Annotated in this window: 19 protein-coding genes; 7 read left to right on the top strand and 12 right to left on the bottom strand. The window is 59.7% G+C overall.

Going from position 1 to position 19860, the window contains the following annotated elements:
* Positions 1 to 1230: 3-methyl-2-oxobutanoate dehydrogenase (2-methylpropanoyl-transferring) subunit alpha (locus tag ACIP66_RS09435; RefSeq protein WP_400647374.1), on the bottom strand; the 1230-nt coding region annotated here is incomplete at its 3' end.
* Between the two features lie 185 nt (positions 1231 to 1415).
* Between ACIP66_RS09435 and bkdR the strand changes: the two genes are divergently transcribed.
* A complete protein-coding gene (gene bkdR / locus ACIP66_RS09430; RefSeq protein WP_008086971.1) occupies positions 1416 to 1904 on the top strand; it encodes a Bkd operon transcriptional regulator BkdR in 489 nt (162 codons plus the stop codon).
* Between the two features lie 120 nt (positions 1905 to 2024).
* On the opposite strand, the gene ACIP66_RS09425 is transcribed toward bkdR, so the two are convergent.
* Positions 2025 to 2888, bottom strand: coding sequence for an MBL fold metallo-hydrolase (locus ACIP66_RS09425; RefSeq protein WP_400647371.1), 864 nt, complete (start codon positions 2886 to 2888; stop codon positions 2025 to 2027).
* A 103-nt stretch (positions 2889 to 2991) separates the two neighbouring features.
* On the opposite strand from ACIP66_RS09425, the gene ACIP66_RS09420 reads away from it, so the two are divergent.
* The 3 genes from ACIP66_RS09420 (at position 2992) to ACIP66_RS09410 (ending at position 5556) form a co-directional block, all read left to right on the top strand.
* On the top strand, positions 2992 to 3333 hold the full coding sequence (locus tag ACIP66_RS09420; RefSeq protein WP_053121433.1) for a helix-turn-helix transcriptional regulator: 342 nt from the start codon (positions 2992 to 2994) through the stop codon (positions 3331 to 3333).
* 168 nt (positions 3334 to 3501) lie between these two features.
* Entirely contained in the window at positions 3502 to 4746 is a 1245-nt protein-coding gene (locus ACIP66_RS09415) for an FAD-dependent oxidoreductase (RefSeq protein WP_400647368.1), read from the top strand.
* 9 nt (positions 4747 to 4755) lie between these two features.
* Positions 4756 to 5556, top strand: a complete 801-nt coding sequence (locus ACIP66_RS09410) for a sulfite exporter TauE/SafE family protein (RefSeq protein ID WP_400647365.1) — start codon at positions 4756 to 4758, stop codon at positions 5554 to 5556.
* Positions 5557 to 5657: 101 nt separating this feature from the next.
* Here the strand turns inward: ACIP66_RS09410 and ACIP66_RS09405 are convergent, their stop codons facing one another.
* The 6 genes from ACIP66_RS09405 to ACIP66_RS09380 form a co-directional block, all read right to left on the bottom strand.
* A complete protein-coding gene (locus ACIP66_RS09405) occupies positions 5658 to 6938 on the bottom strand; it encodes a TRAP transporter large permease (RefSeq protein WP_053121428.1) in 1281 nt (426 codons plus the stop codon).
* Complete coding sequence (locus tag ACIP66_RS09400) at positions 6938 to 7465, bottom strand: TRAP transporter small permease (protein WP_053121425.1); 528 nt, start codon at positions 7463 to 7465, stop codon at positions 6938 to 6940. The genes ACIP66_RS09405 and ACIP66_RS09400 overlap by 1 nt, the downstream gene beginning before the upstream one ends.
* A gap of 79 nt (positions 7466 to 7544) precedes the next feature.
* Positions 7545 to 8516, bottom strand: a complete 972-nt coding sequence (locus ACIP66_RS09395) for a TRAP transporter substrate-binding protein (protein ID WP_400647361.1) — start codon at positions 8514 to 8516, stop codon at positions 7545 to 7547.
* Positions 8517 to 8577: 61 nt separating this feature from the next.
* Entirely contained in the window at positions 8578 to 9471 is an 894-nt protein-coding gene (locus ACIP66_RS09390; protein ID WP_053121421.1) for an SMP-30/gluconolactonase/LRE family protein, read from the bottom strand.
* Between the two features lie 43 nt (positions 9472 to 9514).
* Positions 9515 to 10339, bottom strand: coding sequence for an NAD(P)-dependent oxidoreductase (locus ACIP66_RS09385; protein ID WP_053121420.1), 825 nt, complete (start codon positions 10337 to 10339; stop codon positions 9515 to 9517).
* Between the two features lie 192 nt (positions 10340 to 10531).
* The gene (locus ACIP66_RS09380; RefSeq protein WP_400647358.1) at positions 10532 to 11827 is read right to left on the bottom strand and encodes an OprD family porin; all 1296 of its coding nucleotides are present in this window, start codon (positions 11825 to 11827) and stop codon (positions 10532 to 10534) included.
* Between the two features lie 311 nt (positions 11828 to 12138).
* On the opposite strand from ACIP66_RS09380, the gene ACIP66_RS09375 reads away from it, so the two are divergent.
* Together ACIP66_RS09375 and ACIP66_RS09370 are read left to right on the top strand one after the other, a co-directional pair.
* A complete protein-coding gene (locus tag ACIP66_RS09375; protein ID WP_159814680.1) occupies positions 12139 to 13794 on the top strand; it encodes an MFS transporter in 1656 nt (551 codons plus the stop codon).
* The gene (locus ACIP66_RS09370; protein WP_053121414.1) at positions 13791 to 14933 is read left to right on the top strand and encodes an HlyD family secretion protein; all 1143 of its coding nucleotides are present in this window, start codon (positions 13791 to 13793) and stop codon (positions 14931 to 14933) included. Before ACIP66_RS09375 ends, ACIP66_RS09370 begins: the two co-directional genes overlap by 4 nt.
* 78 nt (positions 14934 to 15011) lie before the next feature.
* On the opposite strand, the gene copD is transcribed toward ACIP66_RS09370, so the two are convergent.
* Positions 15012 to 15866 carry a copper homeostasis membrane protein CopD gene (gene copD / locus ACIP66_RS09365; protein WP_053121411.1) on the bottom strand — a complete coding sequence of 285 codons (855 nt, stop codon included), beginning with the start codon at positions 15864 to 15866 and terminating at the stop codon, positions 15012 to 15014.
* Positions 15867 to 15869: 3 nt separating this feature from the next.
* Positions 15870 to 16232 carry a copper homeostasis periplasmic binding protein CopC gene (gene copC, locus ACIP66_RS09360; RefSeq protein WP_400647354.1) on the bottom strand — a complete coding sequence of 121 codons (363 nt, stop codon included), beginning with the start codon at positions 16230 to 16232 and terminating at the stop codon, positions 15870 to 15872.
* 145 nt (positions 16233 to 16377) lie between these two features.
* Between copC and ACIP66_RS09355 the strand changes: the two genes are divergently transcribed.
* On the top strand, positions 16378 to 16998 hold the full coding sequence (locus ACIP66_RS09355; RefSeq protein ID WP_212544627.1) for a TetR/AcrR family transcriptional regulator: 621 nt from the start codon (positions 16378 to 16380) through the stop codon (positions 16996 to 16998).
* Between the two features lie 141 nt (positions 16999 to 17139).
* Here ACIP66_RS09355 and preA read toward each other — a convergent pair whose 3' ends face one another.
* Both preA and ACIP66_RS09345 read right to left on the bottom strand, forming a co-directional pair.
* Positions 17140 to 18414 (bottom strand): NAD-dependent dihydropyrimidine dehydrogenase subunit PreA, encoded by a 1275-nt coding sequence (gene preA, locus ACIP66_RS09350; protein WP_212544626.1) that lies wholly within the window; start codon positions 18412 to 18414, stop codon positions 17140 to 17142.
* The gene (locus ACIP66_RS09345) at positions 18415 to 19782 is read right to left on the bottom strand and encodes an NAD(P)-dependent oxidoreductase (protein ID WP_400647351.1); all 1368 of its coding nucleotides are present in this window, start codon (positions 19780 to 19782) and stop codon (positions 18415 to 18417) included.
* Positions 19783 to 19860: the final 78 nt, after the last annotated feature.

Raw genomic sequence — 19860 nt, 5'->3', positions numbered from 1 at the left:
CCCCAACTGCTGACGCTGGCGCTTCAAGTGCTCCGGCATCTCTTTGTAGACGTCTTCGAACATGGTCGCGGCGCTTGGAATCTGCCCGCCGGCGAGGGTGCCGTAATGTTCGGCCTGTTTCTGCGCGGCAATCACTTCGGCTTCGAGCTCGGCGCTGACGGCGGCGTGCTCTTCGTCCGACCAGTGGCCGACCTTGATCAGGTGCTGTTTGAGGCGGGCAATCGGGTCGCCGAGCGGGAAGTGGCTCCAGTCATCGGCAGGACGGTATTTCGATGGGTCGTCGGAGGTCGAGTGCGGGCCGGCGCGGTAGGTGACCCATTCGATCATGGTCGGGCCGAGGTTGCGGCGGGCGCGTTCGGCGGCCCAGGCAGAAGCGGCGTAGACCGCGTAGAAGTCGTTGCCATCGACGCGCAGAGAAGCGATGCCGCAACCGACGCCGCGTCCGGCGAAAGTAGTGGCTTCACCACCGGCGATGGCCTGGAAGGTCGAAATCGCCCACTGGTTGTTGACCACGTTGAGGATCACCGGCGCGCGGTAAACGTGAGCGAAGGTGAGGGCGGTGTGGAAATCCGATTCGGCGGTCGCGCCGTCACCGATCCACGCCGAGGCGATTTTGGTGTCGCCCTTGATCGCCGACGCCATGCCCCAGCCGACCGCTTGAATGAACTGGGTCGCAAGGTTGCCGGAAATGGTAAAGAACCCCGCCTCTTTAACCGAATACATGATCGGCAACTGGCGGCCCTTGAGCGGATCGCGCTCGTTGGACAGCAGTTGGCAGATCAGGTCGACCAGTGGCACTTCGCGGGCCATCAGAATGCTTTGCTGACGATAGGTCGGAAAGCACATGTCGTCGATGTTCAGCGCCAACGCCTGAGCACTGCCAATGGCTTCTTCGCCAAGGCTCTGCATATAGAACGACATCTTTTTCTGACGCTGGGCGACGACCATGCGGTTGTCGTAGATGCGCGTCTTGAGCATGGCGCGCATGCCTTTGCGCAGGATCTCGACCGGCACGTTTTCAGCCCAAGGGCCGAGGGCGTTGCCTTGATCGTCGAGCACGCGAATCAGCCCACGCGCCAGGTCGGCGGTGTCGGCAGGTTCGACGTCGATGGAAGGTTTGCGCACCGTACCGGCATCGGTCAGATGCAGGTAGGAAAAATCGGTTTTGCAGCCTGGACGGCCCGAGGGTTCAGGGACGTGCAGACGCAGCGGTTCATACGCTTGGGTCATGGCTTCTACGCTCGATCTTGTGAATTTCTTGTAGTGAGCTGGCAGTCATCCTTCGGTAGAAGAAATCTTGTCCTACAACAATCATAGGCCGGGCCAAGAAGAATATTTATCTCTGTTTCGTTGCGCTGGAGACGATTTGCAGATAGAAATTCTGCATAAACATAAAAAACAGGTGGTTTTGTCTCATGCGCAAACTGGATCGTACTGACATCGGCATTCTCAACAGCCTTCAAGAGAACGCGCGCATCACCAACGCCGACCTTGCACGCTCGGTGAATCTGTCGCCGACGCCGTGCTTCAATCGGGTGAAAGCGATGGAAGAATTAGGCCTGATTCGCGAGCAGGTGACGCTGCTGGACGCCGATCTGCTGGGGCTGCACGTGAACGTGTTTATTCACGTCAGCCTGGAGAAACAGGTGGAGTTGGCGTTGCAGCATTTCGAAGAAGCGATTTCTGATCGCCCCGAAGTGATGGAGTGCTATTTGATGGCCGGCGACCCGGATTATCTGATCCGGGTGCTGGTGCCGACGATTCAGTCGTTGGAGCGCTTCATGATGGACTTTCTGACCAAGGTGCCGGGGGTGGCGAATATCCGCTCGAGTTTTGCGTTGAAGCAGGTGCGGTATAAGACGGCGCTGCCGCTGCCGGCGAATGGGTTGACGTTGGGGGCGTGAAGATCAAAAGATCGCAGCCTGCGGCAGCTCCTACACGGAAAAATGCATGATCGTGCCCACACGCCGCCTGGGAACGATCAATTCCGTGTAGGAGCTGCCGCAGGCTGCGATCTTTTGACGTTAAAGCTTGTTAAGCGGAATCTTCAGATAAACCACACCATTGTCCTCAGCCGCCGGCAAATTCCCCGCCCGCACGTTCACCTGAATCGCCGGCAGCAACAGCGTCGGCATGCCCAGTCCGGCATCACGCTTCGTGCGCATCTCGACAAACGTCGCCTCATCAACTCCGTCATGCACATGAATGTTGCTTTTGCGCTGCTCGCCCACCGTGGTCTGGCACTGCGACTCGCGACCCTCGGGCGGGTAGTCGTGGCAGACGTAAAGCTTCACGCTCGCCGGGAAGGCCAGCAGTGTGTGGATCGAGTTGAACAGTTGATTGGCGTTGCCGCCGGGGAAGTCGCAGCGCGCCGTGCCCACATCCGGCATGAACAGCGTGTCGCCGACCAGAATCTGCTCGCCATCAATCAGGTAAGCCATGTCCGCCGGTGTGTGGCCGGGAACATGCAGCGCCGTAGCTTTGAGATTGCCAATGCTGAATGACTCGTTCGGCGCGAACAGGTGATCGAACTGAGAGCCGTCGACGCAGAATTCCGGCTCCAGATTGAACAGCGCCTTGAACACGTTCTGCACTTTGCTGATCGACTCGCCGATGGCGATCTTGCCGCCCAGTTCGCGGCGCAGGTAGGGCGCGGCGGACAGGTGATCGGCGTGGGCGTGAGTTTCCAGCAGCCACTGCACTTGCAGATTGTGTTGGCGGACGAAGGCAATGATTTTGTCGGCTTGTGCGGTGCAGGTGCGGCCGGCGGCTCCGTCGTAGTCGAGCACCGGATCGACGATTGCGCAGTACCCGCCGTCGGCTTCATAGACCACATAACTGTAGGTCGAGGAGGCGGGGTGGAGGAAAGCTTCAATCAGCGCGGGCATGGACACAAACCTGTACGAGTGGGCGAAAAGTCATTCGGGGTTGCAACACTTTATGTAAAAACATAATGTTCGCAGCTTAAGTGACGTTGAAGGCATCGTGCAAATGCAATCCAGTCTGACCGAATGTGAAGTCGCCCAATTACGCGCCTCGGCCACCAAGGCCTGTGCGCTGCTCAAGGCGTTGGCCAATGAAGATCGGTTGTTGATCCTCTGTCAATTGACCCAGGGCGAACGCAACGTTGGCGAGCTGGAAACCATGACCGGCGTACGCCAGCCGACGCTGTCCCAGCAATTGGGCATTTTGCGCGACGAAGGCATGGTCGCCACTCGCCGTGAAGGCAAATACATTTTTTATGGGCTCGCCAGCCCGGAAGTGATTCAGGTGATGAAGACCCTGTCGGGGCTTTATTGCGGGGCCGTCCTAAAAAGCTGGGAACACCCATAAATGCCAGCCATCACACCAATCCCCTGTAGGAGTGAGCCTGCTCGCGATAGCGGTGTATCAGTCGATAAACATGTTGGCTGACCCACCGCGATCGCGAGCAGGCTCACTCCTACAATGGATCTGTGTGATGGCTGACGAAATCCTTGCGTGCAGCAAAAGGAACAAGCAATGAACGATCAACACTGGGGCCCATCCATCAGTGCAGACATCGTGGTTATCGGCGGCGGCACGGCGGGCATCGGCTTCGTCGCCAGTCTGCTCAAGCGTGATCCTGACCTGAAAATCACCGTGATCGAGCCGAGTTCGCAGCACTATTACCAGCCGGCGTGGACGCTGGTCGGCGGCGGTGCTTACGACGCAAAAGACACCGCCAGACCCATGGCCAAGGTGATGCCGCGTCAGGTCAACTGGCTGCAAGCCGCCGTCACCGGCATCGATCCCGACAAGCGCCAACTCACCCTCAACGATCAGCGCACGGTCAGCTATCAAAACCTGATCGTCTGCCCCGGCCTGCGCCTGGCCTGGGAGAAAATCGAAGGCTTGCAGGAAAGCCTCGGTCAGCACGGCGTCACTTCCAATTACAGCTATCAGCACGCGCAATACACCTGGGATCAGGTGCAAAAACTGCGCGGCGGCAAAGCGCTGTTCACGCAACCGGCGATGCCGATCAAATGCGCCGGCGCGCCGCAAAAGGCGCTGTATCTGTCCTGCGATCACTGGCTTAAAAGCGGCGTGCTGAACAACATCAATGTCGAATTCAATCTCGCCGGCGCCGCGTTGTTCGGGGTGGCGACGTTCGTGCCGCCACTGATGAAGTACATCGAAAAATACAACGCACAACTGGCCTTCAACTCGAATCTGGTCAAGGTTGAGGGCCCGGCGAAAACCGCATGGTTCGAGATCAAGGACGCTGACGGCAACGTCACTCGCGAGGCGAAAACCTTCGATCTGCTGCACGTCGTGCCGCCGCAGGTCTCGCCGGATTTCATCGCGAACAGTCCGTTGGCCGACGCCGCCGGCTGGTGCGAAGTCAATCAACACAGCCTGCAGCATCCGCGTTATCACGAGGTGTTTGCACTCGGCGATATCTGCGGCACCAGCAACGCGAAGACCGCAGCAGCAGTGCGCAAGCAAGTCGTGGTTGTTGCGCAAAATCTGCTGGCTCAGCGCAAGCAACAACCGCTGCCGTTGAAGTACGACGGCTACGGTTCGTGCCCGCTGACGGTGGAGAAGGGCAAGGTGATCCTCGCCGAGTTTGGCTATGCCGGTAAGTTGCTGCCGACGTTTCCGCTGGATCCGACCGTGGCGCGTCGCTCTGCGTGGTTGCTCAAGGCGACGTTGCTGCCGTGGTTCTACTGGAACGGCATGCTCAAGGGCCGCGAATGGCTGACTAGTCTGTCCAAGGTCGACTGAGATAACCCTATGTTGCTGGCAAGTCTGTTTGGCGTGGTGATGGGGTTGGTGCTCGGTTTGACCGGTGCGGGCGGCGGCATTCTGGCGGTGCCGGCGCTGGTGCTCGGGCTCGGCTGGACGATGACGCAAGCGGCGCCGGTCGCGTTGTTCGCGGTGGGCAGTGCGGCGGCGGTTGGAGCTATCGATGGATTGCGCCATGGGCTGGTGCGTTATCGTGCGGCACTGTTGATTGCGGCGCTCGGCGCAGTGTTTTCGCCGCTGGGGATCTACTTCGCGCATCAATTGCCGGAGAAGATTCTGATGATCCTCTTTAGCCTGCTGATGGTCATGGTCGCTTGGCGCATGCTGAGGCGCGAGCGTCAGGAAGAAGGGCCGAGCGATCACGGGCATGGCAGTTGGGGGCAGAAGAACTGCATGCTCGATGAAGAAACCGGGCGCTTCGACTGGACCGCGAAATGCACCGCAACCCTTGCGGCGTTGGGTGCGGTTACGGGCGTGGTGTCAGGGTTGCTTGGCGTTGGCGGCGGGTTTTTGATTGTGCCGGCGTTCAAGCAACTGACCGACGTGCAGATGCGCGGGATTGTTGCCACGTCGTTGATGGTGATCAGCCTGATTTCGGCGATCGGGGTGATCGGATCGTTTCACGCCGGGGTGCGGATTGACGGGCAGGGCGTTGCGTTCATTATCGCCAGCGTCATCGGCATGATCATTGGCCGCAAGCTCTGCGCGCGAGTGCCGGCGCGGGCATTGCAGGTGGGGTTTGCCAGTGTGTGTCTGGTGGTGGCGGGATATATGTTGTTGCGTGCTTGAGTATTTGAAGATCCAAAGATCGCAGCCTCGTTTCACTCGACAGCTCCTACATGGAATGCGATTTCTGTAGGAGCTGCCGAAGGCTGCGATCTTTCAGGTTGTTACAACACCAAGTGCGGTAGCCACAGGGAAATGGCGGGAATGTAGGTGACCAGCATCAACACCAGAAACAGCACCGCGTAGAACGGCAGCAACGCTTTTACCGTGCTTTCGATACTGACCTTGCCCACCGCCGACCCGACAAACAGCACCGCACCTACCGGCGGTGTTATCAATCCGATCCCCAGGTTCACCAGCATGATCATGCCGAACTGCACCGGGTCTACGCCAATGCCGAGAATCACCGGCATCAGAATCGGTGTGAGGATCAGAATCAGCGGGGCCATGTCCATCACGGTGCCGAGCAACAGCAGCATGACGTTGATGCACATCAGGATCACGTAGCGGTTGTCTGACAGGGTCAGGAACATCGTGGTGATCTTCGCCGGGATCTGCATCAGGGTCATGATGTAGCCGAAGCTCGCCGCGAAACCGATCAGGATCATCACGATCGAAATCGTCCGCACTGTGCGGTGCATCAGCTTCGGCAACTCACTCCATTTGTAGTCGCGGTAGATGAACATGGTCACGAAAAATGACCAGAGCACAGCGATGGCCGCTGATTCGGTTGCGGTGAAAATCCCGGATAGAATCCCGCCGAGAATGATCACCATCGCCATCAGGCCCCACAGCGCTTCACCGCAGATTTTCAGCGCCTGGCGCAGCGGAATGACTTCGCCTTTCGGGTAGTTGCGTTTACGCGCGAAAATCAGGCACAGCACCATCAGGCACGCGCTCATCAACAGGCCCGGCACCACGCCGGCCATGAACAGCGAAGCGATGGACACCGTGCCGCCGGCCGCCAATGAATAAAGCACCGAATTGTGGCTCGGGGGTGTCAGCAAGGCTTGCACCGAACCGCTGACCGTCACCGCTGTGGAGAAATCACGCGGATAGCCTTTGCGCTCCATTTCCGGAATCAGTACCGAGCCCACCGACGCGGTGTCCGCCACTGACGAGCCGGAGATCGCGCCGAAGAATGTCGAGGCCATGATGTTGACCAGCGACAGACCGCCACGGACGAACCCCACCAGCACCCCGGCGAACGCCACCAGCCTGCGCGACATGCCGCCCTCGGCCATGATCGCCCCGGCGAGCACGAAGAACGGAATCGCCAGCAGGGAAAATTTGTTCACGCCGCCAGCGACCTGAATCATCAGCGCCTGAAACGGAATGTCGATCCACCACGCGCCGATCAACGCCGACAGCCCGAGGGCGTAAGCGACCGGCATGCCGATCAGGATCAAGGCGATAAAACTGCCCAGCAGAATCAATGCGTCCATCAGGCAGCCCCTTCGTTTTCTTCAACCAGGTCAAAGCGCACCACGCGGCGATTGCTCTGGTCGCCGAGAAAGAGTTTTTCCAGCACAAAAATCAGCGTCAACGCGCCGCCGACCGGGATCGGCATGTAGGTAATGCCCACCCGCAGAGTGGGCAGGGCGCTCATGAACTGGTTCCAGGTCGACAGGCAGAGTTTGCTGCCCCAGATGGTCATGAACAGGCAAATGGTCGCCATCAATACCTGCGAGACAATGCTCATGGTTCTGCGCATGTCGGGCGCCAGGCGATCGGTAATCATCGCGACGGCCATGTGTGCGCCGGCGCGATAACTGGCGGCGGCGCCGATGAAGGTGAAGACCATCATCAGCAGAATGGCGGTGGGTTCCGGCCAGCTGGAGCCAGTGCCGAGGACGTAACGGGCGAAGACGCCCCAAGGGATGATCAGGGAAATGGTCAGCACCGAGAGACCGGCGACCCAGATGCAGGTCATGTAGATCCGGTCGTTGATGCGCAGCAGCAAATTCTTCATCGGGTTCCACCGTAACCGGGCAGCCGCCGACCTTCGGCGAGGTCAGCGTTGCCGGGCCTTTCGTTGAGGGCTGGGAGGGTTACTGCACGGCTTCGATGCGTTTGATCAGATCGACGTAAGGTGCGCCGTACTTCTCGCGTATCGATGCGGTGGCCTCATAGAACGGTTTCTTGTCGACGGTGATGAACTCGACGCCGGCCGCTTTGAGTTTTTCTTCGCTGCTGGCCGACTTGGCATCCCACAAAGTGCGCTCTTGTGCTTGAGCGGCTTTCGCGGCTTTTTTCACCAGGGTCTGCTGATCGGCGGTGAGTTTTTCCCAAGTGATTTTCGACATCACGATGGGCTCTGGCAGGATCAGGTGTCCGGTCAGGCTGTAGAACTTCGCGTTCTGGTAGTGATTATGTTCGAGCAGGGTAGGCGGGTTGTTTTCCGCGCCGTCGATCACTCCGGTCTGCAGGGCGCTGAAGATTTCGCCGGTGTCCATGGCGATGCCGTTGCCGCCCATTGCGTTGATGGTTTCGATGAACATCGGGTTGCCTTGCACGCGGATCTTCATGCCTTTGAGATCTTCGAGTGTGCGCACCGGTTTCTTGGTGTAGATATTCCGTGTGCCGCCGTCCATCCAGGCGAGGGCTACGAGGTTGAATTCCGACTGGGTGATCTTGTCGAGGATTTCATCGCCGATTTCGCCGTCGATGACTTTACGCATGTGCGCTTGGTCGCGAAACACGAAAGGCATGTTGAACACGTTCACGTCAGGTACCACCGGGCCGACGATGCCGAGGCTGACGCGAGCCATTTGAATCGCGCCGACTTGCGCCTGTTCGACCACTTCTTTTTCCGAGCCCAGCACGCCGCCGGCAAACATCTTGAAAGTCAGTTTGCCGTCGCTGTCGGCGACCAGTGTTTTGCCCAGTTGCTCTTCAGCCACCACCGTCGGATAGCCGGCCGGATGGATGTCGGCGAATTTGATTTCCAGTGCCTGAACGGCGCTGCTGAGGGTGAACGCGAAAGGGAGTGCAGCGACGAGCAACGTGCGTTTGAAGTCCATGAGGGGTGTCTCCAGTCTTGTTATTTTTGTGTTCAAGGCACAGCGGTGCAGCAGAGGCGGGTTACAGCAAATCGTTGAACAGTGGTTCCGGCAGGCCTTTGACGCCGGGGTTCAGGGCGAACACGCCGCCGGCCAGAGATTGCGGATCGTGGTCGTCACCGGGGCGGATCGAGGCGACGAACAAGGTGTCCATCTGGCTGCCGCCGAACGCACACATGGTCGGTTTCTTCACCGGTACAGGCAGTGAGTAATCGAGGCGCCCGTCGGGTGTGAAGCGATGCACGAGACCGGCGTCGTTGGCGCAGATCCAGTAGCAGCCATCGGCGTCCACTGCCGCGCCGTCGGGGCGCCCGCAGTGGTTGTTCATGTCGACGAAAACACGGCGATTCGATGGCGTGCCGCTGTCGGTGTCGTAGTCGAAAGCCCAGATCAACTGCACATTCGGGTGTGAGTCGGACAAGTACAGAGTTTTGCCGTCGGGACTGAAGCCGAGGCCATTGGGGACGATGAAGCCATCAAGTTGCGCTTCGATCGTCCCGGTTGCGCCGGCACCGTAGCGATAGAGCCGTCCTTCGGGCGCATTCAGGCCCATGTTCAACACCATGCTGCCCGCCCAGAAACGCCCCTGACGGTCGCAGCGACCATCGTTGAGGCGCATGTCCGGGCGTGCGTGTTCAACGCTGGCGAGCCGCTCGGCGTCGAGGCTGCCGTCGGTGTGCGGATGCAAATGAAAGAAGCCGCTCTCCATGCCAGCGATCCAGCCGCCACGCTGGTGCCGCGCGATGCAGGCGAGCATTTCCGGGGCTTTCCAGGCACGCACCTGGCCGGTATCGGCGCTCCAGCGTTGCAGCGCGCCGTTGGGGATATCGACCCAGTACAGCGCATTTTCCTGCGCCACCCAGACCGGGCTTTCGCCCACGGCGTTGCGGGCGTCGACGATCAATTCGGCTTGCATACTCATTCCCTTGGTTTTTATTGGGGGGGATCAAGTGAGTCGGTCAGTCGCCGAAGGGGCCCGCCGCGACGAAGGCGCCACCCTGATAAATCCGCGCCGGGTCATCGGCGGCCGGCATCGGTTGCGCCTCGACTTTCTCGCGGAATACTTCGGAGCTGTCCCGGGCTTCGAAACCGAGGTGGCTGGCGAATCGGTTGTCCCACCAGACGTCTTTGTTATCGGACATGCCGTAGACCACGGTGTGACCGACATTGGCCGTGTACAGCGAGTGCTCGAGCAGTTGCGTGAGGTCGTCGAAGCTCAGCCAGGTGTGCATCATTCGACGGTTTTGCGGCTCGGGGAACGAGGAGCCGATGCGGATGCTGACGGTCTCGATGCCATAGCGGTCGAAGTAGAAACTGGCCATGTCTTCGCCGTAGGACTTGGACAAACCGTAGTAGCCATCAGGGCGGCGCGCAGAGCTGGCGTCGAGTTGCTCGTCCTGTTTATAGAAACCGATGACGTGATTGGAACTGGCGAAAATCACTCGTTTGACGCCATGCCGGCGCGCCGCTTCGTAAATGTGAAAGACCCCGCAAATGTTGGCGCCGAGGATTTCCTCAAACGGCCGCTCCACGGACACACCGCCGAAATGCAGGATCGCGTCGACGCCTTCGACCAGTTGATGCACGGCCTGTTTGTCGGCGAGATCGCAGAGCACGATTTCTTCGCGATCATCGACAGCGGGCGTGAGCGCGGCGATGTCGGACAGTCGCAGCACGTTGGCGTAGGGGCGCAAGCGTTCGCGCAGGACTTTGCCCAGGCCACCGGCAGCACCAGTCAGCAGCAGCCGGTTGAACGGGGCGCGGGAAGGGGTGGTAGACGTCATGGCATTCCCTTACAAATTGTTATTGGTTTGTTGTAGGTTGTCGTATGACTGCGTTGGAGTATCGGTAGGGTTTCCGGATCTTGTCAACGCGACTTTTGGTGTATATGACGGATGGGCCAATTGGCATTTCGATCGCCCAATGGCTGCTCTGCAATGCATTCCCCCCACAGGGGATTTGCGGTGGCTCGGGAATTACAACAACGAAATCGGATAACTGATAAACACCCGGTTCTCATCGAACTCATTGGTGCTGAAGTCCCTGCGAATGGTCGCGTTGCGCCATCTCACGTTGAGGTTTTTCAGCGGGCCGCTCTGTACGGTGTAGGCCAGTTCCGACTCGCGGCCCCATTCCTTGCCGTCAGTGATCAAGCCGGTGTGGACGTTATCGCCGCTGATATAGCGGTTCATCATGGTCAGGCCGGGGATGCCCAGAACGACAAAGTTGTAGTCATGGCGCAACTGCCACGAGCGCTCCTTGGCATTGTCGTAACTGGCGTTGTAACTGTCGTTGGCCAGGGTGCCGCCGCTGGTGCCGTTGACCCGCATCCACGCATCGTCGCCGCCGAGTTTCTGCAGGCCGACATAAAAGGTGCTGCCGCCGTATCTTGCCGAGAGCATGGCGAACGCGGTCTTGTTGTCGAGTTCGCCCGCCTGGGCCTTGCCGTCTTCCTTGCCCGTGAAGAAGCCGAGGTTGGCGCCGAGCGTCCAGTCGCCCACGGGCTGGCTGTGGCTGAGGTTGAAGTACTGTTGCTGGTAGATGTCGCTGAGTTCGGCGTACCACACGCCGACCAGGGTTCGCTTGTCATTGAAGCTGTATTCGCCACCGCCGAAGTTGAAACGATCGGAGGTGAAAGCGCCCCGGCCGTTCATCGACATGTCTTCCATGCTTGCGTCGTTGCGTGGGCTGTTGCCGCGGAACTGGCCGCCGTAGACGGTCAGGCCGTTGATCTCGGTGGACGTGATCTGCCCGCCACGAAAGGTTTGCGGCAGGGAGCGGCCATCGTCGGAGCGCAGGATCGGCAGGACCGGCATCCATTCCCCGACCTTCAATTCGGTCTTCGACACCTTGGCTTTCATCGCCACGCCGAGCCGGCCAAAGTTGTCCGCCGGACGCCCGTCATCGTGGATCGGCAACAGCTGCGTGCCGCCGGTGCCTTTGCCGCCATCAAGCTTCTGAGAGTACAACCCGAGCACGTCGAGGCCGAAACCGACGGTGCCTTGGGTGAAACCGGATTTGGCGTCGAGGATGAAGCTTTGCGTCCACTCTTCAGCCTTGCCTTGTGGGTTGGCCGGGTTGACGAAATTGCGGTTGAAGTAGGCGTTACGCAGGTTCAGCGTGGCTTTGCTGTCTTCCAGAAAGCCTTCAGCGTCGGCGCTCATGGGCATGGCGAAGGCGAGGCTGCTGCAACCGATCAGGCTTAGAGTAGATCGCGGGCGAATAACGGAAAAGCGGGAAGGGCGGGCGGAATTGCGGACGAGTGTGCTCACTGTGACGCTCCCTGTTTCATTGTTGTTTTTATTATTTGTCATACGTCGTCGTACAACATGGTTGCGGATATTTCCTATGTTTTGCGGGAATGTCAACAGCAAGTTATACGATGACTCCCGGCAGCACTCTGATCACTTGTAGGAGCTGCGGCACGCTGCGATCTTTTGCTCTGGCTTTTTAAAAATCAGAATCAAAAGATCGCAGCCTCGTTTCACTCGACAGCTCCTACAGGGATCTGTGTTGACCATGAGATGTGTGTTGCCGGTGAATTTGCGGCAAACTTCATCCACCTTCAGCACAAGGCTTTTTAATGGATCAATACGCCCCGCGCCACTGGCAGCCGCACGAGAAGCCCAGTCTGCCCGGTTCCCCTTCGACGCCGCTGCACTCCAACCCCAAGCGCCTGGCCTATGCGCTGGTCGGTTTGCTGGTGGCGCTGACCGGTGGTTTGGGCAACTCGCTGGTGGTCGCCAACCTGCCTTATCTGCAAGGCGCCCTCGGCGCGACCACGGCGGAGATGGCCTGGCTGCCGGCAGCGTATGTAATGACCAACGTGTCGATGAACCTGTTGCTGGTGAAGTTTCGCCAGCAGTTCGGTTTGCGTGCGTTCACCGAAGTATTCCTCGTGTTGTATGCGCTGGTGACCTTCGGCCACTTGTTCGTCAACGACCTCAATTCCGCAGTCGCGGTGCGGGCGGCGCACGGCATGGTCGGCGCTGCGTTGAGCTCGCTGGGCCTGTATTACATGGTGCAGGCGTTCCCGGCGAAGTGGCGAATGAAGGCGTTGGTGCTCGGCCTCGGCACGTCGCAGTTAGCCTTGCCGCTGGCGCGATTATTCTCCGAAGACTTGCTGCAAATCGCCGAATGGCGCGGCTTGTACCTGTTCGAATTGGGCATGGCGCTGCTGTCGTTGGGCTGCGTATTGATGCTCAAGTTGCCGCCCGGCGACCGCTTCAAAACCTTCGAAAAACTCGACTTCCTGACCTTCGCCATTCTCGCCAGTGGCGTCGCATTGTTGTGCGCGGTGTTGTCGTTGGGGCGGATCGATTGGTGGCTGGAGGCCGACTGGATCGGCGTCGCCCTCGCGTCGTCGATTGCGCTGATCATCACCGGTCTGGCCATCGAACATAACCGCAGCAACCCGATGCTGATGACCCGTTGGCTCGGCAGCGGGACGATGATTCGTCTCGCGCTGGCGGTGACCCTGATTCGTATGGTCACCTCTGAGCAGTCCACCGGTGCGGTGGGTTTCATGCAGAACCTGAACATGGGCTATGAGCAATTGCACAGCCTGTACGTGGTAATGCTGATCGGCAGCGTCGCGGGGTTGTTGACCAGCGCACTGACGATCGACCCCAAACACCTGCTGATGCCGCTGATCATCTCGCTGGGTCTGATGGCCACCGGAGCGGTGATGGACAGTTCTTCCAACAACCTGACCCGCCCGGAAAACCTCTATTTCAGCCAGTTCCTGTTGGCCTTCGGCAGCACGTTTTTCCTCGGGCCGACCATGGTGCTCGGCACGCGCAACGTGTTGACCAATCCGCGCAACCTGGTGAGTTTTTCCGTGCTGTTCGGGATCTGTAATAACCTCGGCGGTTTAATCGGCGCGGCGCTTCTGGGCACCTTTCAGATCGTCCGGGAAAAATTTCATTCCAGTCACATCGTTGAGCACCTGACGCTGTCTGACCCTTTGGTGGCCGCGCGCGTGCAGAGTGGCGGCTCGGCGTATGGCTCGCTATTGGCCGACCCGAGCCTGCGCAACCTTGCGGGCATTCGTAGCCTGGCCAACGCCGCGACCCGAGAGGCCAACGTGCTGGCCTACAACGACGTGTTCATGCTGATCGCCGTGATTGCGGTGCTGACCATGATCTGGCTGTCCATTCGTGCGCTGTGGCTGATGAGCACCACCAAAGCCGTCGCCCCTGCGCCATCCACACCTTCGAGCGGTGCCATTTCTTCATGACCGAACCGACCACCACAACCACTAACGCCATTGCCGCCACGCCCGAAGGCGTGGCGCCGCCGTCATCGCCAAATACTGAGCCACGTTCGTTGCGGGTGCGGATTATTTCGTCGCTGGGCTTTGCCGCGATCGCCATCGTCGGCGTGTTGATCGTGTTGTATGCCTGGCAATTGCCGCCGTTCAGCAGCGCGGTCGAGACCACTGAAAATGCGCTGATTCGCGGGCAGGTGACGATCATCGGCCCGCAACTCGCCGGTTACGTCTATGAAGTGCCGGTGCAGGATTTTCAGTATGTGAAGGCCGGTGATTTGCTGGTGCGTCTGGATGATCGCATCTATCAGCAGCGTCTCGATCAATCGCTGGCGCAACTGGCGGTGCAGAAAGCCGCGCTGGCCAACGTCGTGCAGCAACGCAACAGCGCCGAGGCGACGATCAAGTTGCGCCAAGCCGTGCAGGCCGACAGCGAAGCGCAGTTGCGCAAAAGCGAGGCGGATCTGCGGCGTAATAAGGAACTGGTGAGCGACGGCTCAGTGTCGAAACGTGAAATGGACGTGGCGCTCGCAGCCAATGCGCAAAGCATTGCTGCGGTGGCGCAGGCCAAGGCCAACGTGGAAATCGCCCGTCAGGATTTGCAGACGGTGATCGTCAATCGTGGTTCGCTGGAGGCGTCGGTGGCCAGCGCGGAAGCGGCGGTGCAACTGGCGCGGATCGATTTGTCGAACACGCGCATCGTCGCGCCGCGTGACGGGCAGTTGGGGCAGATTGGCGTGCGTCTCGGCGCTTACGTCAACTCCGGGGCGCAGTTGATGGCGTTGGTGCCGAACCAGAAATGGGTGATCGCCAACATGAAGGAAACCCAGATGGACAACGTGCGGGTCGGGCAACCGGTGCGTTTCACCGTCGATGCGCTGAACCACCGTAAATTCACCGGGCATGTGCAGCATATTTCGCCGGGCACGGGGTCTGAATTCGCCTTGCTGCAAGCGGACAATGCGACGGGTAATTTTGTGAAGATTGCCCAGCGGGTGCCGGTGCGGATCACGATTGATCCGGATCAGCAGGAAGAGGAACGGCTAAGGCCGGGGATGTCGGTGGTGGTTAGCATCGATACCGCTGCCGGCAACACCCAACCCCATTAAGATCAAAAGATCGCAGCCTTCGGCAGCTCCTACATGGATAATCTGTAGGAGCTGCCGAAGGCTGCGATCTTTTTCTTTTCAAGCCGTGATCATCGGGGGCAGGGTGCCGAGTAGCGAGACGGCGGCGACCGCGCCAATGCCGAGCAGCCATTCAAGCATCACACTGCGTTTGAGCGTGCCGATCCGCTGTTCGCAATCTTCCATGCGCAAGCGGTTGAACAACGCCAACCCGAGCATGCCCAGCACAATCATCGCCTTGATCAACAGAATCAGCGCAAACCCGCTGAACAATGGCGTCGGCCACCACTGGCCGGTCAGCACACGGACGTTGATCAACCCGGTGATCAGCAACCCCGCCACCAGCCAATAACCAACCCCGCTGAAACGCTGCAAAACACCACGAAGCTCGCTCGGCTGACGCAGGATCATCACCAGCAGCAACAACCCACCCAGCCACGCGGCCACACAGGTCAGATGAACGATCTGATTGAGAATCAGCAGCTGCCCGCTCAAGCCATCAAGCATCGCGCCGTGCCCGACCGGTGCCAGCGTCGCCAGCAACAACCCGCTCAAACCCAGGCGCAACGGCATGCTTGAACGCCACGGAGTGAACAGCAACGCCAGCAGCACCGCGTTGATCAGCAGGTGCCAGCGCCACACCTGACCAAAAAACGTATTGCCCAACACCAGCGCAATCGTGTCTGGATCAAACGCCGCCGCAGCCGAACCGGCCATGCTCGCGGTAATCAGCAACGCCCAGGCAATCCCGCTGACCAGCGCAACCGCGGCCAGCCAACGGGCGAGTCGCGTCAGGTGCCGATCCAGTTCCAGCGCTTCACCCTTGAGCAGCAACGGCCTGAATAGCCAGGCGCCGAACAGCATCAACACCACGGTGAAATGCAGAAAGCGGCACAGCACCAGCGCCTCGCTCATGAATTACTGGCCAACCTTGAACTGATAGGCGCCTTCGCTTTTGTGCGTGTCGACCGACACTGCGTGCCATTCGACTTTGTATTCACCGGCGGTCAGCGGCTCCGCCGGGGTGATGATCAGGGTTTTCTTGTCGCCTTCGGTGGTCAGCGGTTTGACCGCAACCGGTGCGCCGTCCTTGGTCACGGTGACTTTGGTGAACGTGGCTTCGACACCTTCGGAAAAGGTCAGGCGCAGATCGGCAGGGGCAGCGACGGTGCTGTCAGCGGCCGGGGTCTGGCTTTTCAAATGGGCGTGGGCAAATACCGAAGACGCAGCGAACAGCGAGGCGAGCAGGGCAGTGGTGGTCAGGACATTCTTGAACAGCATCGCGGATACCTCTGAGGCAGAATCGAAGAACGGCCAGTTTACTCAACCGCGTCCGGGCGCGTCTGTACGAAGTTTCGTTTTCATCTGTCGCCCGCGTGCCTGAGCGGATGCTAGTCTTCAACAACGCTGTTGTCAGGGAGCCCACATGGGCAATCACAAGATCGAAATTCGCCGCAATAACGTCGAGAAAATCCTGCTGGCGGCGGAAAAAGTCTTCGCCGAAAAAGGTTTCGGCAGCACCGCGATGGCCGACATCGCCGCCGAAGTGCAACTGCCGCGTTCCAATCTGCATTATTACTTCAGCACCAAGAGCGAGCTGTACAGCGCGGTGCTGTTTGATCTGCTGGAAGTGTGGAAGCAGGACGCGCTGTGCTTCGAGATGTTCGACGATCCGCGCGTGGTGCTCAGCAGTTATATCCGCGCCAAGATGAACCACTCGCGTAGCCGGCCGTACGGCTCGAAGGTCTGGGCCAATGAAATCATCCACGGCGCGCCGACGCTGGGCGAGGCGCTGGATGTCAGCCTGTATGACTGGGCGAAAATGAAGGAAGCGAAGATTCGGCAGTGGGTCGAGGACAAGCGGATTTTGCCGGTGGAGCCGTCGGGGTTGTTGTACATGATCTGGGCGTCGACGCAGCACTATGCCGACTTTGATCATCAGGTGAATATTTTGAATGATCACCAGCCGTTGTCGGACATGCAGTTTGAGCGGGCGGTGCAGACGGTGACGAGTGTGATATTGCGCGGGATTGGGTTGGAACCATAAGTCAAAAGATCGCAGCCTTCGGCAGCTCCTACATGATCATTCCCACGCTCTGCGTGGGAATGCCTCTAGGGACGCTCCGCGTTCCAATGGGACGCAGAGCGTCCCGGGCTGCATTCCCACGCAGAGCGTGGGAACGATCAGTCAAACCGCAACGTGGTAGGGATTGCGCGGATCATGATTCCAGTCCAGAAACGGCTTGCCTGAATCCATCGGCACCATCTCGATGCAATCCGCCACCGGACAAGTAATCTGGCACAAATTGCAGCCCACGCACTCATCATCAATCACTTCATATTTATGCGTCCCGTCCGCCTGGCGCAAACTGCCAATCGCTTGATGTGAAGTGTCCTCGCAGGCAATGTGGCAACGCCCGCAACCAATGCACGCTTCTTGATCAATCTTTGCGATCACCTGATAGTTGATATCGAGGTACTTCCAGTCCGTGGTGTTGCCCACCGCGCGCCCGGAAAACTCGGAAATGCTGGCGTAACCCTGACTGTCCATCCACCGCGACAAGCCGTCCTTCATCTCCTCGACAATGCGGAAACCATGCAGCATCGCCGCCGTGCAGACTTGCACCGCGCCGCTGCCCAGCGCCATGAATTCTGCGGCATCGCGCCAACTGCCAATGCCGCCAATCCCGCAGATCGGCAAGCCCTGCGTCTCAGGATCACGGGCAATTTCCGCGACCATGTTCAGCGCGATCGGCTTCACCGCCGAACCGCAATAACCGCCGTGGGTGCTTTTGCTGCCGACGGTGGGCAGGGCGACCATGTGCTCCAGATCGACGCTGGTGATCGAGTTGATCGTATTGATCAGCGACACCGCATCGGCGCCACCGCGATGGGCGGCGCGAGCGGCGACGCGAATGTCGGTAATGTTCGGCGTCAGCTTGACGATCACCGGCAGTGAGCAATAAGTCTTGCACCAGCGCGTCACCTGCTCGACGTACTCCGGCACCTGACCGACCGCTGCGCCCATACCGCGCTCTGGCATGCCGTGCGGGCAACCGAAATTCAGTTCGATGCCGTCAGCGCCCGTGGCCTCAACCAGCGGCAGAATGTGTTTCCACGACTCTTCAACGCACGGCACCATCAGCGAAACGATGATTGCGCGATCCGGCCAATCCTTCTTCACCTGAGTGATTTCCCGCAGGTTGATTTCCAGCGAGCGGTCGGTGATCAGCTCGATGTTATTGATGCCGAGCACTTCGCGGTTGTTGCCGTAATGCGCCGAGTAACGCGACGAAACGTTGACCGCCGCCGGATCCTCGCCAAGGGTTTTCCAGACCACGCCGCCCCAGCCTGCTTCAAACGCGCGCACCACGTTGTAGGCTTTGTCGGTCGGTGGCGCGGAGGCCAGCCAGAACGGGTTCGGTGCTTTGATGCCGGCGAAGACTATCGAGAGATCGGCCATTTACGCAGCCTCCACGTTGAGCATCAGTTGAGCGTTGATCGCCTCGGCGGCGAGTTTGCCGTGCTGCACGGCTTGCACGGTGAGGTCTTGATCGAGGCTGGTGCAGTCGCCGCCGGCATACACGCCGGGAATGCTGGTGCGCAGGTTTTCATCGACCTGAATGCGTTCACCCTGGCGCTTGAGTTCACGGGCGAGCGGGTCGGCGAGGGCGCTGCTGTCGAAGGACTGGCCGATGGCTTTGAAGATTGCGTCGGCGGCCAGTTCGAAGGTTTCACCGGTGGTTTGCAGGCGTCCTTCGACCAGACCGGTGCGAGCGAAACGCATGCCGCGCACGTTGCCTTGATCGTCGAGCAGCACTTCTTCCGGTTGTGCCCAGGTCAGCAGACGCACCTGATTGGCCTTGGCGATGTCTTGTTCATGGCCAGTGGCGCCCATGTCCGCCGCGCCACGGCGATACACCAGATTGACATCGCGAGCGCCGAGGCGAGCCATTTGCACGGCCATGTCGATCGCGGTGTTGCCGGCGCCGAGGACGATGCAGCGTTCGGCCAGTGGCAGTTGCGTGAGGTCATCGGCCTGACGCAGTTCGCGGATGTAATCGGTGGCGGCGAGCAGGCCCGGCGCATCTTCGTGGGCCAGGCCGAGCTGCTTGCTGGCGTTGAGACCGAGGCCGAGGAACACCGCGTCGAACTGATGATGCAGCTCGCTGAGGGTTAGATTCTCACCGAGTTTCTGCCCGTGACGGATTTCGATGCCGCCGATTTGCAGGAGGAAATCCAGCTCCTTTTGCGCGTAATCGTCGACCAGTTTGTACTTGGCGATCCCGTACTCGTTGAGCCCGCCAGCCTTCTCCCGCGCTTCGAAAATCACCACGTCATGACCGTGCATGGCGCTGCGATGCGCGCAGGACAAACCGGCCGGCCCGGCACCCACCACGGCGATGCGTTTACCGGTGACTGCCGCGCGCTGGAATGGGTGTTCAGTGAAGTGTGCGTTGTCGACGGCGTAGCGTTGCAGCAGGCCGATCAGCACCGGCGCGCATTCGTGGGCGTTGTTGCGCACGCAGGCTTGCTGGCAGAGGATTTCAGTCGGGCAAACGCGTGCACAACTGCCGCCGAGGATGTTTGCCGAGAGGATTTTCTGCGCGGCGCCGGGGACGTTGTCTTGATGGATATTGCGGATGAACGAGGGGATATCGATCTCGCTCGGGCACGCATTCACGCACGGCGCGTCGTAGCAATACAGGCAGCGCGAGGCTTCCAGATGCGCCTGCCGAGCGTTGAGCGGCGGCGCCAGATCAGTGAAATGCCCGGCGAGGGCGGCCGCGCTTTCGTGCGGGTGGGGGAGATGGTTCAGGGTCTCGATCACGGTTGTGTGCCTCACGGTAACTGCCTCTATCGGGCATTGGCCAAATCCCGTGTAGGAGCTGCCGAAGGCTGCGATCTG

The sequence above is a fragment of the Pseudomonas sp. NPDC088429 genome (genome assembly GCF_044753305.1).
GTDB lineage: Bacteria > Pseudomonadota > Gammaproteobacteria > Pseudomonadales > Pseudomonadaceae > Aquipseudomonas > Aquipseudomonas rustica.
The sequence above is the reverse complement of the archived record's forward strand: the minus strand, read 5'-3'. Positions and strand labels throughout refer to the sequence as shown.